This window comes from Rhodanobacteraceae bacterium, from assembly GCA_016713135.1.
Taxonomy (GTDB): Bacteria; Pseudomonadota; Gammaproteobacteria; order Xanthomonadales; family SZUA-5; genus JADKFD01.
In genome coordinates, this window is the sequence record JADJPR010000003.1 from 248547 (window position 1) to 264533 (window position 15987).

Consider the following 15987-nt stretch of genomic DNA (forward strand, 5'->3'; position numbering starts at 1 on the left):
CAACGTTGGCGTTCCGACCATCGAGCGGCGATCCGGTCTTGCTGCTCCGGACCCGTTATGTCGGAACTCAAGTCGCGCGTCGAAGGCCGGCCGCTGCTTCCACCACCAAAGGCTCCAATCCCTCACCACCCGCCTCCACCAGCGCCCTTAACTCCTCTCGCATCCGCGGCGTCCAGAACTGACGCAGGTGCTCGGCAATCGCGGCCGGTGCGTCATCGCCCAGCGCAGCCAGGTTGCGCGCGATGTCGTTGGCCATTCGCTGGAGTTTCTCGGGACTCATCCGGCGCCCTCGGGGAGTTCGCGTTCGATGCGGCGGAGGAAGTCGGCGCGCTGCTGGTCTGCGCGTTGCCAGTCGCTGGGGGCGGTGGTGCGGGTGACTTGCACGGCGGTGACTTTGTACTCGGGGCAGTTGGTGGCCCAGTCGGAGAGGTCGGTGGTGACCACGTTGGCGCCGGTGCGGGCGTGGTGGAAGGTGGTGTAGACCACGCCCGGCTGCACCCGCTCGCTGATGTGTGCGCGCAGCGAGGTGGCGCCGGAGCGGCTCTGCAGCAGGACGCGGTCGCCGTCGGCAATGCCGCGGTTTTCGGCGTCGAAGGGGTGGATCTCCAGCACATCCTCGTCGTGCCAGGCGGTGTTCGGGGTGCGCGCGGTCTGGGTGCCGACGTTGTACTGGCTCAGGATGCGGCCGGTGGTCAGCAGCAGCGGGAAGCGCTCGCCGGTGCGTTCCTCGGTGGGCACGAAGCCGGTGAGCATGAAGCGGCCCTTGCCGCGGACGAATCGGTCGACGTGCATGATCGGCGTGCCGGTGGGCGCCGCGGCATTGCATGGCCACTGGATCGAACCCAGCTCCTCGATCCTGGCGTAGGACACGCCGGCGAAGCTCGGCGTGGCGCGCGCGATCTCGTCCATGATTTCGGAGGGATGGTTGTAGTGCATCGGCGCGCCGAGCGCGGCGGCGAGGCCGAAGGTGACCTCCCAGTCCGCCAGCCCGCCGAGCGGCGCCATCACGCGGCGCACGCGGCTGATGCGGCGCTCGGCGTTGGTGAAGGTGCCGTCCTTCTCGAGGAAGGAGGAGCCGGGCAGGAACACGTGGGCGTACTTGGCGGTCTCGTCGAGGAACAAATCCTGGACCACCACGCATTCCATCGCCTTCAGGCCGGCGATCACGCTCTGGGTGTCCGGGTCCGACTGCGCGATGTCCTCGCCCTGGATGTAGATGCCCTTGAAGTGGCCGGACTGCGCCTCGTCCAGCATGTTCGGGATGCGCAGGCCGGGCTCGTGCGAGAGCTTGACGCCCCACAGCTGCTCGAAGACCTCGCGCGTGGCGTCGTCCGACACGTGGCGGTAGCCGGAGAACTCGTGCGGGAAGGAGCCCATGTCGCAGGCGCCTTGCACGTTGTTCTGCCCGCGCAGCGGGTTCACACCCACGCCGACGCGGCCGATGTTGCCGGTCGCCATCGCCAGGTTCGCCATGCCCATGACCATGGTCGAACCCTGGCTGTGCTCGGTGACGCCCAGGCCATAGTAGATCGCCGCGTTGCGCGCGGTCGCGTACAGCCGCGCGGCGGCGCGCACTTCGCTGGCGGGTACACCGGTGATCGACTCGACCGCTTCGGGTGCGTGGCGCGGATCGGCGATGAAGCGCGCCCAGGACTCGAAGGACGCCAGGTCGCAGCGCTCGCGCACATAGTCCTCGCGCACCAGGCCCTCGGTCACCACGACGTGCGCAAGCGCATTGATCAGTGCGACATTGGTGCCGGGCTTTAGCGCCAGGTGATGCGCTGCAGCGATGTGCGCCGAGCGCACCAAATCGATCCGCCGCGGGTCGGCGACGATCAGCTTCGCGCCCTCGCGCAGGCGCTTCTTCATGCGCGAGGCAAACACCGGGTGCGCGTCGGTGGGGTTCGCGCCGATCAGCAGGATCACGTCGGCCTGCGCCACCGATTTGAAATCCTGGGTGCCGGCGGAGGTGCCGAAGGTGTTCTTCAGGCCGTAGCCAGTCGGCGAGTGACAGACCCGCGCGCAAGTGTCGACATTGTTGTTGCCGAAAGCCGCGCGCACCAGCTTCTGCACCAGGAAGGTCTCCTCGTTGGTGCAGCGCGAGGAGGTGATGCCGCCGACGGCATCGCGACCGTATTGCGCCTGAATCCGGCGGAACTCGGACGCAGCGTGGGCGAAGGCCTCGTCCCAGCTGACCTCGCGCCAGGGTTCATCGATGCGCGCGCGGATCATCGGCCTGGTGATCCGGTCCTGGTGTGTGGCGTAGCCGTAAGCGAAGCGCCCCTTGACGCAGGAATGGCCCTCGTTCGCCTGGCCCTGCTTGTACGGCACCATGCGCACCAGCTTTTCGCCCTGGGTCTCGGCGCGGAAGCTGCATCCGACTCCGCAGTACGCGCAGGTGGTGATGGTTGCGGGGGTCGGCGTGCCGTGCTCGATGACGCTCTTCTCGTTGAGCGTCGCGGTCGGGCAGGCCTGCACGCAGGCGCCGCAGGAGACGCACTCGGAGGACAGGAAATCGAAGCTGCCGGTGCTGACCTTCGACTCCAGCCCGCGCCCGGTGATGGTCAGCGCGAAGGTGCCCTGCACCTCCGCGCAGGCGCGCACGCAGCGCGAGCAGACGATGCACTTGCTCGAATCGAAGGTGAAATAGGGATTGCTCTCGTCCTTCGCCTCGGTGCGGTGTTTCGCCCCGTCGTAGCCGTAGCGCACCTCGCGCAACCCGACGACGCCCGCCATGTCCTGCAACTCGCAGTCGCCGTTGGCGCTGCAGGTCAGGCAGTCGAGCGGGTGGTCGGAGACGTACAGTTCCATGACGCCACGGCGCAGTGCCGCCAGGCGCGCGGTCTGGGTGTGCACCACCATGCCGTCCTCGGCCGGCGTGGTGCACGAGGCCGGCGTCCCGCGCCGACCGTCGATCTCCACCAGGCACAGGCGGCACGAGCCGAAGGCCTCGACCGAATCGGTCGCGCAGAGCTTCGGGATCTCGATGCCATGGCTGCGCGCCGCGGCCATCACCGAGGTGCAACGCGGCACCCGCAGCGCGCGGCCGTCAATGGTCAGCGCGACCGTGTCCGCCGATTCCCGCAGCGGCGTGCCGTAGTCGATCACCTTGGGCAGTGGCATGGCGACCTCCGCTTGCCTTGCTTCGCGCTGACATCAGAAAAGAGCGTTGGACGCAAAGGACGCAAAGTTGAAAAGAAAGGACGCAAAGGAAAGCGGAAGCAAGCATTGGCTTCCTTTGCGTCCTTTGCGACCTTCGCGTTCTTTGCGTCAGAGAATCCAAAGCATCTTGCGGAGCGCCGACGATGACACCAGGCGGGCATGTTCATGGCGTGCCCCGAACCCCGAAGTCCTCGCGGAAGTGCCGGATGGCGCTCATGACCGGCAGCGGCGTCAGTCCGCCGAGCGCGCACAGCGAGGCGTCGGTCATCACGGTGCAGAGGTCTTCGACGACCTTGAGGTTCACCGAGGGTGCCTCGCCGCGGGCGACCTTGGCCAGCGTTTCGGCGCCGCGGGTGGAACCGATGCGGCAGGGCGTGCACTTGCCGCAGCTTTCCAGCGCGCAGAACTCGAAGGCGAAGCGCGCCTGGCGCGCCATGTCGACGGTGTCGTCGAACACCACGATGCCGGCGTGGCCGACGAGGCCGCCGGCCGCGGCCATCGCCTCGTAGTCGAGCGGCGTGTCGAGCAGCGATTCGGGGAAATAGGCGCCGAGCGGGCCGCCGACCTGGACCGCGCGGAGCGGCCGGCCGCTCGCGGTGCCGCCGCCGATGTCGTGGACCAGTTCGCGCAGGGTGATGCCGAAGGCGCATTCGAACAGGCCCCCGCGGCGCAGATTGCCGCCGAGTTGCACCGGCATCGATCCGCGCGAACGCCCGAGGCCGAAACTGGCGTAAGCGGTGCCGCCATGGCGCAGGATCCACGGCACGGCGGCGAGGGTGAGCACGTTGTTGACCACCGTCGGCCGGCCGAACAGCCCGTGGTGCGCCGGCAGCGGCGGCTTGGCGCGCACCTGGCCGCGACGGCCCTCCAGGCTTTCCAGCAGCGAGGTCTCCTCGCCGCAGATGTAGGCGCCGGCGCCGACCCGCAGATCGATGTCGAAATGCGCGCCGAGCAGGCCCTCGCTGCGCGCCAGCGCGAGCGCGCGACGCAGCACCGCGATCGCGTGCGGATACTCCGAGCGCAGGTAGACCACGCCGCGGTCGGCGCCGACTGCGAGCCCGGCGATCGCCATGCCCTCGACCAGCGCGAAGGGATCGCCCTCGATCAGCATGCGGTCGGCAAAGGTGCCGCTGTCGCCTTCATCGGCGTTGCAGACGATGTACTTGCGCGGGCCCGGCGCCTGCGCGACGGTGCGCCACTTGATCCCGGCCGGGAAGCCGGCGCCGCCGCGGCCGCGCAGGCCGGAATCGATCACTTGCTGCAACACGGCCTGCGCGCCGATCTCGCGCGCGCGCTGCAAGCCGGCGAGGCCGCCATGGGCGCGGTAATCGGCGAGCGAGAGCGTATCGATGACACCCACACGTTCGAAGCTGAGCCGCTGCTGGCGCGCCATCCACGGCATTGCATCGGTGCGCCCGTGGGCCAGCGCATGCGCGCCGCCGCCGAGGAATCCGGCATCGAACAGGCTGGCGACATCGGCTGGCTGCACCGGCCCGTAGGCCACGCGTCCGGCGGGCGTGGCGACCTCTACCAGCGGCTCCAGCCACAGCATCCCTCGGGTGCCGGTGCGGGTGATCTGGATCTCGATCCCGCGACGCTGCGCTTCGGTCGCGATGGTGGCCGCTACAGCATCGGCGCCGACCGACAGCGCGGCGGCGTCGCCAGGAACGAAGACTCGCGGCGCGCTCACGGCCCGCTTCCCTTGAGCCCGGCGATCAGCGCATCGACCGCGGCCTCGTCCAGGTTCGCCAGCAGCCGCCCGCCGACCAGCGCCGCCGGTCCGAGCGCGCAGTTGCCCAGGCAATAGACATCCTCGCGCGTGATACCGCTGCGGGTCTCGCCGGCGCCCAATCCGTGGGCGCGCTCCAGGTGCGCCGCGATGCGCTCGCAGCCGCGCGCCTGGCAGGCCTCGGCGCGGCAGAATTGCAGCAGGTGAGGGCCGGCCGGGGCCTCGCGGAAGTCGTGATAGAAACTGACCACGCCACGCACATCCGCCTGTGACAGGTTCAGGCTCTGCGCGACGAGTGGCAGCGCCTGCGGCGCGACGCAGCCAAATCGCGCTTGCAGCGCATGCAGCACCGGCAGCAGCGCGGTCGCGCCATGGGCATCCTCGCCGTAGAAGGCGCGCGCGGCGGCGATCTCGGCGCGGATCAGCGCGTCGGCCGCGGCTTCATCGAATTCGGGCGCTTGCGTCATGCGCCGATTGTAGTCCCGTGGCCAGCATTGGCGTAGCCCGCAGTGCCGGGGCCGGTTCAACGCGGAGACGCAGAGGACGCGGAGAGGAGCAAAGGGCGCCGTCGATTCGCAGCGATTCACCGGGGCCTGCTGTGCGTGCTCCAAGCTTCGGCAAACGCGGAGACGCAGAGAGCGCGGAGAAGCAGATCAGGGCAACCAGGGGAAGGACCTCTGCGCTGCTCCGTGTCCTCTGCGTCTCCGCGTTGAACAGGGCCTACGAGGCGCCGACGATCGCCCGCCACTGCAACTCGTCCACCGGCATCACGGACAGGCGCGTGCCGCGTTGCACCAGCGGCAATCCGGACAGTTCCGGCATGGCCTTGAGGCGCTCCAGGGTCAGCGGCGCCTTGAACTTGCGCAGGAACTCGACCTCGACGGCCGACCAGCGCGGGTCTTCCGGCTTGCTGCCTGGATCGTGGTACTCGCTCTCGGGGTTGAACTGGGTGGGATCGGGGAAGGCCGCGCGCGAGATGCGGGCGATGCCGACAACGGCGGGCACCGCGCAGCTCGAGTGGTAGAACAGGGTCTCGTCGCCCACCGCCATGGCGCGCAGATAGTTGCGCGCCTGGTAGTTGCGCACGCCATCCCAGGTCTCGCGCTTCTTGCGCTTGAGGTCGTCGATGGAGAACACGTCCGGTTCGGACTTCATCAGCCAGTAGGGCATGCGCGGGCTTGCTCCGAGGTCAGGCGCAGATGATGAGTTCGCGGTCGGTGACGACGGCGTCGAGCGGCACATCCCAGGGCTCGGCCGGGATCTCCGTGACCTCCTGGCAGGCGTGGCCGACGCCGACCAGCAGCGGCGGCGCGGGCTGCTGCAGGCGGAAGGCGAGGGCGCGGTCATAGAAGCCGGCGCCGGAGCCGAGGCGACCGCCGCGGCGGTCGAAGGCCAGCAGCGGCAGCAGGATCAGGTCCAGGGTCTCGGCGGCGACCAGCTGCGCGGCATCCACCATCGGCTCGGCGATGCCGAAATGATTGGTCTTGAGCCGTCGCGGATCGCCATTCCATGGCGCGAAGTGCATCTGCGGCGCGTGCTGCTCGACATGCGGCAGGAACACCTGCTGGCCGCGCGCAAGCATCGCGTCGATCAAGGGCTGCAGCGAGAGTTCGCTGGCCACCGCGGCGTAGGCCGCGACACGTCGGGCGGAATCGAAGGCCGGCAGGGCGCGCAATTGCGTGGGCAATGCGCACGCAGCGGCCTCGCGTGCGGGCTCGTCGAGCGCACGCCGCGCGGCGCGCGCCTGCTCGCGCAGGCGATGGCGCAATTCATCAGCTTGCAAGAAAGGGTCCTCCGCCGATGCCGATGCGGGTCTCACGACCTTGATCCTAGGGATCAGGTGGGAAGAAGAGAACCGCTAAAGGCGGTCCGCTGCGAGGCGGACAAGCGCATGCGCGGTCTGGAGCTCTACCCAAGGTCGAAAAACAGGGTCAAGGTATATTGCGGACGCGCTGTCGAACAACGCAGAGGACGCAGGAGCATCTTACGTCCGCGCCAGCGCCGCCTCAAGCTTGGCGTTCATCTTGCGCAATTCTTCACCCACGTCCACGCCGACCTGCTTGAGCTCGGTGCGTGCCTGCAGCGATTCGTGCGCGATGTTGAGCGCCGCCATCACCGCGATGCGCTCCAGGCCGACCAGCTTGGACTGGCCGCGGATCTCGCGCATCTTGCCGTCGAGGTAGGCAGCGGCCTCGATCAGGCGCGCGCGGTCCTCCGGCGAGCAGGCCACCGCGTAGTCGCGGTCGAGGATGCTGACGTGAACCGTTTCCTGGCTCATCCGTTCTGCTCCAGCGCCTTGAGCCGGCTGATCATCGCCTCCACGCGGCCGCGCGCCTGTTCATTCTTGGCCACCAGCGCCGCGCGCTCCTGCGCCAGTTGCTCATGCGCCGAGCGCAGGCTGCGGTTTTCCTCGTTCAGCCGCGCATTGGTCGCCAGCAGGCGGTCCAGCTTGTCCGCCAGCGACTTGAGTTCGCTTTCCACCGCCACGCGTTCCGCCATGTCCGCCGAAGCCGTTCGTGTGCTGGGCTCAGTCTATACCATGGGCACCGTTGCATCCGAGGTGCGCCGCGCGCGCAAAGTCCGAATCGGGGTGGTAGGAGCCGAGCACGCTCGGCTACTTCCACAGCACCTTGCCGACTTCCGGCCGCTCCGCCTCGATGCGGATGAACCACAGCATCGCCGCGGCGATCAGTTTCACGCCCACCGGCAGCGCGATGTAGACAATGACCAGCGCGGAGGTGTCGTAATGGCCGTTCCCGGGGTTGAAGCCGAGCAGGTCGAGGATCGGCAGCGAGGCCGCAGCGCCGATTGCAGTGGCGAGCTTGGTGCATAGCGCCCAAAGGCCGAAATAGGCGCCGGTGGCGCCGCGCGATTCCTTGCCTTCCTTGGCGTTGATCACATCGGCGAGGATCGCCGGAGGCAGGCCGTAATCCGCGCCGAGGCCCATGCCGGTGACGACGGAAATGGCGATGAACAGGCCGATCTCGCCGTGGCCGATGAAGGCTGCCACTGCCATCGCAACGGCGGTCAGGACGATGCCGATGAACCACGCGGCGGCCTTGGACAGATGCTTCGACAGGTACATCCACAAGGGCACGCTGGCGGCGCCGGAAACAAAGTAGGCCAGCAGGATCAGGCCCGCTTGCAGCTTGCCGCCGCCGAGCACGTGTTCGACATAAAACAGCATCACGCTGACCGCGATGCCCAGCGCCGAGCCGTTGACCACGAACACCGCAAGCAAGCGGCGATAGAGCGGATTTTTCAGCGGCGCGAGGAACACGCCGAGGATGGTGTGGCCGGGCTGGCGGACTACCGGGCCATGCACCGATGGCGGCGAGTACAGCAGGGTGGGCAGCGCGGCGCCGATGGCAATCGGCAGGTAGATGATGCCCAGCCACTGGTAGCCGGCCGCCTCGCCAAAGCGCGAGGTGAGGATGGTCGGCAGCACCACCGCCAGCATCATGCCGGTCAGGCCGAAGACCTCGCGCCCGACGCTGACGCGGGTGCGCTCGTTGTAGTCGTCGCTGAGTTCGGCGCCGAGTGCGTGATAGCTGATCGACACGCCTGCGTAGCCCAGGTGGACCAGCACCAGCGAGACGAACAGCCAGATGCTGAGCAGGTCCGGGTTGGGGCTGACGCCGTCGGCGCCTGGATGGAACATCGCCGGCGGATCGAACAGCATGAAAAAGCCGATGATCAGCAGCGGCACCATGCTGCCGACCAGCAGCAAGCGCCCGTTCTTGCGGTGGGTCAGGCGGTCGCTGATGTAGCCGAGGATCGGGTCCTGGATGGCATCGATGATGCGCGAGACGATCAGGATCGGCCCGATCAGCGCCAGGGAGAGTTTCAGGACTTCGCCGTAGTAGTGCGCGACGTTGAGCACCACTGGCAGCGCGGCCATCGCCAACGGCAGTTGCAACGCCGAGTAGGCGACGAGCCGGCCGAATCCGATGTGGACCCGGGTGTTCCCATTGACCGGCGATGGTGAGCTCAAGCGTGCTCCGGGGCGGGTGCGTGCATCACGGGATCATCGCCCGCGGCGCGCACGGACTCGATGCGACCATCGCCGCAGGGACAGGTCGTGGCGCCGGAGCATACGCGCGCCCGGCGTCATCGAGACGTGTCCGCGCGCGTTGTTCAGTGTCGGAAGTGGCGCACGCCGGTGAACACCATCGCCATCCGGTGTTCGTCCGCGGCCTCGATGACTTCCTTGTCGCGCATCGAACCGCCCGGCTGGATCACTGCGCGGATGCCGGCTTTCGCCGCCGCATCGATGCCGTCGCGGAAGGGGAAGAAGGCATCCGAGGCCATCACCGATCCGGGAACCTGCAGATTGGCCTGCTGCGCCTTCCAGCCGGCGATCTGCGCGCTGACCACGCGGCTCATCTGCCCCGCGCCGATGCCGATCGAGCGGCCGTCGCGCGCGTAGACGATCGCGTTCGACTTGACGTACATCGCGAGTTTCCACGCGAACATCAGATCGGCGAATTCCTGCGCGGTCGGCGCGCGCTGGCTGACCACCTTGAGGTCGTGCGCGCGCAAGGAGTCGCGGTCGGCATCCTGCACCAGCAGGCCGCCGGCGATGCGCTTGAAGTCGCGCGCGGGAGCGGCTGGGGCGAGCACGCCGGTGGCGAGTACGCGCACATTCGGCTTGCTCGCGAGCGCGGCGAGGGCGAGGTCGTGGTAGCTGGGCGCGATCACGACTTCGACGAACTGGCGCTCGACGATGATCCGCGCGGCCTCAGCGTCCAGCGGCTGGTTGAAGGCGATGATGCCGCCGAAGGCCGAGACCGGGTCGGTGGCGTAGGCGCGCTCGTAGGCCTCGGTCAGGTTTGCCGCGACGGCCACGCCGCAGGGATTGGCGTGCTTGACGATCACGCAGGCCGGCTCATCGAACTGGCGCACGCACTCCAGCGCCGCATCGGCATCGGCGAGATTGTTGAAAGACAGCGTCTTCCCCTGCAGCACGCGGGCGGCTGCCACGCTGCCGGGCGGCAGCGGTTGTTCCAGGTACAACGCTGCGCCCTGATGCGGGTTCTCGCCGTAGCGCAGCGCCTCGCCGCGGGTGAGCGACAGGTGCAGCGTCGGCGGGAAGGCTTCCGGCGTTTCCGGGTTGGCCGCGCGCGCGCCCAGGTACTCGGCCACCTGGCCGTCGTAACGTGCGGTGTGCGCGTAGGTGGCTGCCGCCAGCCGGCGGCGTTGCGCCAGCGTGGTGCCGCCGGCCTTCAATGCAGCGCGCAGCTCCGCGTAGTCGGCCGGATCGACCACCACGGCGACGCGCTCGTGGTTCTTCGCCGCCGCGCGCAGCATCGCGGGCCCGCCGATGTCGATGTTCTCGACCGCATCGTCGTAGGCGCAGTCGGGCTTCGCGATGGTCGCGGCGAAGGGATAGAGGTTGACCACGACCAGATCGATCGCCTCGATGTCGTGCTCGCGCATCACGCTCTCGTCGACGCCGAGACGGCCGAGCAGGCCGCCGTGGATCTTCGGATGCAGCGTCTTGACGCGCCCGTCCATGATCTCGGGAAAGCCAGTGACCCGGCTGACATCGGTGACCGGCAAGCCAGTTTCGCGCAGGGCCCGCGCGGTGCCGCCGGTGGACCAGAGCTCCACCCCGTGCGCGACCAGATCGGCCGCGAGCTCGGCCAGGCCGGTCTTGTCGGAGACACTCAACAACGCACGCCGGATCGGGTGCAAGTGGGAAGGGCTCATGCCGGGATCGCCAGGGTTCGGAGCAGGGGCCGCGATGCTGCAGCCGCGGGCCTTGGCATGCAAGCAAGGATGGCGGGCCGGCCGGGTTGCGGCGGATCAGCCGAGCCCGCTCGCCTTTACCGGCGGGGCGGACTGTGGGGCGGAGCTTGCTCCGCTCGTGGCGCGGACGTCAGTGCGGAATGCCGTGTTCGACCAGCTTCTTGCGCAAAGTCGCGCGATTCATGCCGAGCAGTTCGGACGTGCGCGTGAGGTTGCCGCCGCAATGACGCAGCGCCTCTTCCAGCACCGGGCGCTCCACCTGGCTCAGCATCAAGTCGTAGAGATCGCGACACTCGCTGCCATTGAGGTCATGCAGGTAGCGCCGCACCACGCGCGCAGCCGCATCGCGCAGGGTCGACTCGCTGCGTGTCGGCTCCGGGATACGGTCATGCAGGTTGGCGGCGTTCATCGACATTCCTTCCCGTGAGGGACAAGGCGCCCGCGCCGCGCATGCGCAGCGATCGGGTGGGGTGGCGGGAAAAACGGGGCAATCAGGATAACGCCAACGAAGCCGGCCTCGTCAATCGTTTTGCTGAACCTTCCGACGAAGCGCGATGGGTTTGGCAGATTGCGCCCACCGCGGGGGGTGTCAGCGCGTCTGGAAGACCACGATGGTCTTGCCCGACACCGCGATCTTGCCTTCCTCTTCCAGTTGCTTGAGCACGCGGCCCACCATCTCGCGCGAGCAGCCGACAATCCGGCTGATTTCCTGGCGCGAAATGCGGATCTGGGTGCCTTGCGGGTGGCTCATCGCATCCGGTTCCTCGCACAAATCGACCAGCGTGCGCGCCACCCGGCTGGTGACGTCCATGAACGCGAGACGCGAGACCTTGCGACTGGTCTGCAGCACGCGTTTGGTCAGTTGCGAGGCGATCGAGAACAGGATGCGCGGGCACTCGTCCTTCAGCGGCCCATCGAACAACTGGAACAGCCGCTCGTAGCTGATCTCGGCCAGTTCGCAGGGCGTGCGCGAGCGCACCAGCACCTCGCGCTTCTCCGGCTCCATGAACAAGCCCATCTCGCCGATGTAGTCGCCCTCGTTGACGTAGGCGAGGATCAGTTCGCGGCCCTCGTCGTCCTCGCTCATCACCGCGAGCGAGCCCTCGATGATGTAGTACAGGGTGTTGGCCATGTCGCCCGGGCGGATGATCGGCGCCTTGGACGGATAGCGACGGCGGTGGCACATCGACAGGAAGTGCTCGATGTCGGCCGGCGATGGCGCCAGCGGGCGCGCCGCGGCGAGCTTGCGCAGGCTGGCCTGCAGCGAATAACGCAGCAACGATTTTTCCGGCTTGGCGATCGGGCTGGCCATCGCGTTTCCCCTGCGCGGTTGGTGCGGCAAGGTTATAGCACTGTGCGCGGCGGCGCTGCGGTCGCGCACGTTGACTGCGTCGTTCAGCTACCCGACCCCGGCGCGCACTGTCATCTTCACGTGGTGTTGCGCTCGGGATTCTTGCCCCATAATCCGCGCCCCGCGTAACCGGACCCCGGCCACACGCGTCTTTCGACCCCCGTTGGGAGACACCCATGGTCAAGCCGATTCCGCGCCTCAAGCTGCAGGGTTTCAACAACCTGACGAAGGCCCTGTCCTTCAACATCTACGACGTCTGCTACGCGGTCACCGAGGAGCAGCGCAACCGCTACATCGAGTACATCGATGAGGCCTACAACGCCGAGCGCCTGACCGAGATCCTGACCGAGGTTGCCGACATCATCGGCGCCAACGTGCTCAACGTCGCGCGCCAGGACTACGATCCGCAGGGCGCCAGCGTCACCATCCTGATCTCCGAGCAGCCGGTCATCGACCGCGCCGATGTCGGCCGCGAGATGCTGAAGGATGCGATGCGCGAATCGGACGAGCCCGCCGAGGCGAGCGTCGTGGCGCACCTGGACAAGAGCCACATCACCGTCCACACCTATCCGGAAAGCCACCCGTTCAACGGCATCAGCACCTTCCGTGCGGATATCGACGTGGCCACCTGTGGCGTGATTTCGCCGCTGAAGGCGCTGAACTACCTGATCGACAGCTTCGAGTCGGACATCGTGATCATGGATTACCGCGTGCGCGGCGCCACCCGCGACGTGCGTGGCACCAAGCACTACATCGACCACAAGATCAACTCGATCCAGGACTTCCTGTCCAAGCCGATCAAGAACCGCTACGAGATGTTCGACGTCAACGTCTACCAGGAGAACATCTTCCACACGAAGATGCATATCAAGGAGTTCGACCTCGACACCTACCTGTTCGAGGCGACCAAGAACGAGCTCTCGTTCAAGGACCGCGCGCGGATCGAGGCGCAGGTGCGCCGCGAGATCGGCGAGCTGTTCCACGGGCGCAACCTGGACTGAGCGGTTGCATCGCTGACCGCGCCCGCCGGACGGGCGCGGTCAGAACCGGTAAGCGACCGCGCGCAGCGCGTCGGCAGCTACCTGCATCACCTGCGGTAGCGGCCACGGCAGTTCCATCGCGCCGCGGGCCTGGGCGTTCGCGCCGTGCTCCACCTCGTCGGACTTCATCTGCTCCAGCACGGCGCGCGTGCGCTCGTCGCCTTCGGGCAAACGAGTCAGGTGATCGCCGAGATGGCTCTCGACCTGACGCTCGGTTTCCACCACGAATCCGAGGCTGAGGCGGTCGCCGATCAATCCGGCGCCGGCACCGATGGCGAAGGCGCCGGCGTACCAGAACGGATTCAATACGCTCGGGCGGCTGCCGAGTTCGGCCAGGCGCGATTCGCACCAGGCCAGGTGATCGCCTTCCTCGCGCGCGGCCTGCATCAGGTGCGCAGCCACCGCCGGATCGCGCGCCACCGCGGCCTGGCCGTAGTACAGCGCCTGCGCACAGACCTCGCCGGCGTGGTTGATGCGCATCAGCCCCGCGACATGTCGGCGCTGGGCGTCGTCCAGTTCGATCCGCGGATGGGGCGCGCCCGGGCTCGGCCGGTCCGGTGCCTCGGCTGGGGCGAACACCGTGCGCAGCGCGCGGTCGGCTTCGGCCAGCAGGCGGTCTAGGTTGGAGGATTCGCGCAGCGGTCGGCTCATGGTGGGGAAGCGGGCAACCATCGTTGCGCCAAGCATGCCACCGGATGCTGGAATGAAAGGTTGACGCCGCTCAGCAGCAGACGCTCACCGAGGTGCAGGCTGCAGCCCACGTTGGTGGTCGCCAGCGCATCCAGCTCGAGCGCCGCGATCTTCTCCACGATGGGCTGCGCCAGCGCATCCGCCTGCTCCGGGTGGTCGAGCAGGTGCGGCCCGGCCGCGCCGCAGCAGCCATGGCCGGCATCGATGGCCACCACCTCGACGCCCGGCAGCGCCGCCAGCAACTCGCGCGCGGCGGCCGCGTCACGCAGCGCATGCCGATGCGTGCACGGTGCGTACAGGCCGATGCGGGCGGGCAGCGCGCGCAGCCGTGGCGCCCACGCGGCGCGCCGCGCGAGCAGCCAGCGGCAGGCTTCGACGACCTGGACCTCGCCGGCATCCCGGCGCAGTGATTCGATGCAGCCGCTGTCGAGCGCGACCACCTCGCGGATCCGGTTGTGCGCCCACACTTCGCGGTTGCGGGCGGCCATCCCAGCAGCGCCGACGGGATCGCCCAGATGGCGCGCAATTGCGCCGCAGCAACCAGGATCAGCCAGCACCGCCAGGGACTCGCCAATGGCGCGCGCCACCTCGACCAGCGCCCGCTGCGCGTCGCTTTCGAAGCTGCGCGCCAGGCAGCCGGTGAACAGCGCGGTGGTCGCGCCCTGGCCGGCGTCGGGTGCCAAGGGCTTGCCGGCGCGCAGCAACCAGCGCGCGCGGCGGCCCAGCCGATGCGTCAGTGCAGGCGTCGCGCGCGCCAATCGTCCCAGTAGCGAGAGTGACGCCGCTGCAGCAGTCGGGTAACCCGCCGCGCGCTCGGCCAGCGTAGGGCCGCGGCCATCGCGCAACAGCGCGCGGGCGCCTTCGATGATCTCGCCGTAGTGCACCTGCGCCGGGCACACCGACTCACACGCGCGGCATTGCAGGCAGGTCGCGAACGCCTCGGTCACCGCAATGTCTACCGGTGCATCGGCCGACAGGGTCTTCGCCAGCGCTATGCGGCCACGCGGCGAGCGGGTCTCCAACCCGCTCAGCCGGAATGTGGGACAGTGCGGCAGGCACAGCCCGCACATCACGCATTCGTCCGCACGCGCCCGCAGCGCCTCGCTGGCTCCGTTCAGATCGCCACCGTCATGCTTCGCGCCTGCCATCGGTTGATGCTGGCAGAGTTCCACCTGCGCTGCAGTGGATTGGTGCCCGGCGCTGCCCGGCTTGCCGGCAACTGAACGCAAACTTCACTCACAACGCTCGCGGGGGCTTGCACGCTCCCGATCCGCCATCTAAACTTGTTGGTCTTTGTAAGGCAAGGTCCAGGGAAGGTCTCCATGAAGACGGTAAGCGCGAAGCCGGAAACCGTGAAGCGCGATTGGTTTCTGGTGGATGCCGCGGGCAAGACGCTCGGCCGCCTGTGCACGGAACTCGCACGGCGCCTGCGCGGCAAGCACAAGGCCATCTACACCCCGCACGTCGACACCGGCGATTACCTCGTGGTGATCAACGCCGAGAGGATCGCGGTCACGGGCAACAAGCTCAATGACAAGATGTACCACCGGGTGACCGGCTACATCGGCAACATCAAGACCACCCCGCTGAAGAACATGTTGGCCACGCACCCGGAGCGCGCGATCGAGATCGCCGTCAAGGGCATGCTGCCGAAGGGCCCGCTGGGCCGCGACATGTATCGCAAGCTCAAGGTTTACAGCGGATCCGAGCATCCGCACGCGGCGCAGCAGCCCGCGGTTCTCGACATCTGATTTAAGGAAGCGTCATGGCGATCACGCAGTACTACGGCACCGGCCGTCGCAAGTCCTCCGCCGCGCGCGTGTTCCTGCGCCCGGGCAAGGGCCAGATCACGGTCAACGACAAGACGCTCGACGCGTTCTTCGGTCGCGAGACCGCGCGCATGGTCGTGCGCCAGCCGCTCGAGCTGACCAAGCTCGGCGACCGCTTCGACGTGCTGGTCACGGTTGAAGGTGGCGGCATCACCGGCCAGTCCGGCGCCATCCGCCTCGGCCTGTCCCGCGCCCTGGTCGAGTACGACGAGAACTTGAAGAGCGACCTGCGCAAGGCCGGCTTCCTCACCCGCGACGCCCGCGAGGTCGAGCGCAAGAAGGTCGGTCTGCACAAGGCCCGCCGCGCCACGCAGTACAGCAAGCGCTGATCGTCCTTTCGATCCGTGCTGCAGAAGTATTGGGGGATCGTTCAACGGTAGGACAACGGACTCTGACTCCGTTTATCTAGGTTCGAATCCTAGTCCCCCAGCCAAC

17 protein-coding genes, 1 tRNA gene and 1 other RNA gene are annotated in these 15987 nt (G+C 68.0%); 4 read left to right on the forward strand and 15 right to left on the reverse strand.

Going from position 1 to position 15987, the window contains the following annotated elements; genetic code table 11:
* Window positions 1–67 precede the first annotated feature (67 nt).
* The 13 genes from IPK27_05340 to crp all read right to left on the reverse strand — a co-directional run bounded on the left by IPK27_05340 (window position 68) and on the right by crp (window position 11954).
* The gene (locus IPK27_05340; protein ID MBK8067054.1) at window positions 68–280 is read right to left on the reverse strand and encodes a formate dehydrogenase subunit delta; all 213 of its coding nucleotides are present in this window, start codon (window positions 278–280) and stop codon (window positions 68–70) included.
* On the reverse strand, window positions 277–3123 hold the full coding sequence (fdhF, locus tag IPK27_05345; GenBank protein ID MBK8067055.1) for a formate dehydrogenase subunit alpha: 2847 nt from the start codon (window positions 3121–3123) through the stop codon (window positions 277–279). The genes IPK27_05340 and fdhF overlap by 4 nt, the downstream gene beginning before the upstream one ends.
* A gap of 202 nt (window positions 3124–3325) precedes the next feature.
* Window positions 3326–4852 (reverse strand): formate dehydrogenase, encoded by a 1527-nt coding sequence (locus tag IPK27_05350; GenBank protein ID MBK8067056.1) that lies wholly within the window; start codon window positions 4850–4852, stop codon window positions 3326–3328.
* Complete coding sequence (locus IPK27_05355; protein MBK8067057.1) at window positions 4849–5358, reverse strand: NAD(P)H-dependent oxidoreductase subunit E; 510 nt, start codon at window positions 5356–5358, stop codon at window positions 4849–4851. Before IPK27_05355 ends, IPK27_05350 begins: the two co-directional genes overlap by 4 nt.
* Before the next feature lie 253 nt (window positions 5359–5611).
* Window positions 5612–6061, reverse strand: a complete 450-nt coding sequence (locus tag IPK27_05360) for an EVE domain-containing protein (protein MBK8067058.1) — start codon at window positions 6059–6061, stop codon at window positions 5612–5614.
* Window positions 6062–6080: 19 nt separating this feature from the next.
* The gene (locus IPK27_05365; GenBank protein MBK8067059.1) at window positions 6081–6674 is read right to left on the reverse strand and encodes a 5-formyltetrahydrofolate cyclo-ligase; all 594 of its coding nucleotides are present in this window, start codon (window positions 6672–6674) and stop codon (window positions 6081–6083) included.
* A gap of 4 nt (window positions 6675–6678) precedes the next feature.
* A non-coding RNA gene (gene ssrS / locus IPK27_05370) (6S RNA) lies at window positions 6679–6865 on the reverse strand.
* Between the two features lie 10 nt (window positions 6866–6875).
* On the reverse strand, window positions 6876–7169 hold the full coding sequence (locus tag IPK27_05375) for a cell division protein ZapA (protein ID MBK8067060.1): 294 nt from the start codon (window positions 7167–7169) through the stop codon (window positions 6876–6878).
* On the reverse strand, window positions 7166–7390 hold the full coding sequence (locus IPK27_05380) for a TIGR02449 family protein (protein MBK8067061.1): 225 nt from the start codon (window positions 7388–7390) through the stop codon (window positions 7166–7168). The genes IPK27_05375 and IPK27_05380 overlap by 4 nt, the downstream gene beginning before the upstream one ends.
* Before the next feature lie 115 nt (window positions 7391–7505).
* Window positions 7506–8885 (reverse strand): MFS transporter, encoded by a 1380-nt coding sequence (locus IPK27_05385; GenBank protein MBK8067062.1) that lies wholly within the window; start codon window positions 8883–8885, stop codon window positions 7506–7508.
* Window positions 8886–9028: 143 nt separating this feature from the next.
* Entirely contained in the window at window positions 9029–10603 is a 1575-nt protein-coding gene (gene purH, locus IPK27_05390; GenBank protein ID MBK8067063.1) for a bifunctional phosphoribosylaminoimidazolecarboxamide formyltransferase/IMP cyclohydrolase, read from the reverse strand.
* Between the two features lie 169 nt (window positions 10604–10772).
* Window positions 10773–11051, reverse strand: coding sequence for a hypothetical protein (locus IPK27_05395; GenBank protein MBK8067064.1), 279 nt, complete (start codon window positions 11049–11051; stop codon window positions 10773–10775).
* A 180-nt stretch (window positions 11052–11231) separates the two neighbouring features.
* Window positions 11232–11954 (reverse strand): cAMP-activated global transcriptional regulator CRP, encoded by a 723-nt coding sequence (crp, locus tag IPK27_05400; GenBank protein MBK8067065.1) that lies wholly within the window; start codon window positions 11952–11954, stop codon window positions 11232–11234.
* 215 nt (window positions 11955–12169) lie between these two features.
* Here crp and speD point away from each other — a divergent pair, with 215 nt between their 5' ends.
* Window positions 12170–12994, forward strand: a complete 825-nt coding sequence (gene speD / locus IPK27_05405) for an adenosylmethionine decarboxylase (GenBank protein ID MBK8067066.1) — start codon at window positions 12170–12172, stop codon at window positions 12992–12994.
* 39 nt (window positions 12995–13033) lie between these two features.
* Here speD and coq7 read toward each other — a convergent pair whose 3' ends face one another.
* Window positions 13034–13684 (reverse strand): 2-polyprenyl-3-methyl-6-methoxy-1,4-benzoquinone monooxygenase, encoded by a 651-nt coding sequence (gene coq7 / locus IPK27_05410; protein MBK8067067.1) that lies wholly within the window; start codon window positions 13682–13684, stop codon window positions 13034–13036.
* Window positions 13681–14871, reverse strand: coding sequence for a (Fe-S)-binding protein (locus IPK27_05415; protein ID MBK8067068.1), 1191 nt, complete (start codon window positions 14869–14871; stop codon window positions 13681–13683). The genes coq7 and IPK27_05415 overlap by 4 nt, the downstream gene beginning before the upstream one ends.
* A gap of 174 nt (window positions 14872–15045) precedes the next feature.
* Here IPK27_05415 and rplM point away from each other — a divergent pair, with 174 nt between their 5' ends.
* The 3 genes from rplM to IPK27_05430 all read left to right on the forward strand — a co-directional run bounded on the left by rplM (window position 15046) and on the right by IPK27_05430 (window position 15985).
* The gene (rplM, locus tag IPK27_05420) at window positions 15046–15474 is read left to right on the forward strand and encodes a 50S ribosomal protein L13 (protein ID MBK8067069.1); all 429 of its coding nucleotides are present in this window, start codon (window positions 15046–15048) and stop codon (window positions 15472–15474) included.
* A gap of 14 nt (window positions 15475–15488) precedes the next feature.
* Window positions 15489–15881: a 30S ribosomal protein S9 gene (rpsI, locus tag IPK27_05425; GenBank protein ID MBK8067070.1), complete on the forward strand. Its 393-nt coding sequence runs from the start codon at window positions 15489–15491 to the stop codon at window positions 15879–15881.
* Window positions 15882–15911: 30 nt separating this feature from the next.
* Window positions 15912–15985 (forward strand) — tRNA-Gln (locus IPK27_05430).
* The last annotated feature ends 2 nt before the right edge of the window (window positions 15986–15987 follow it).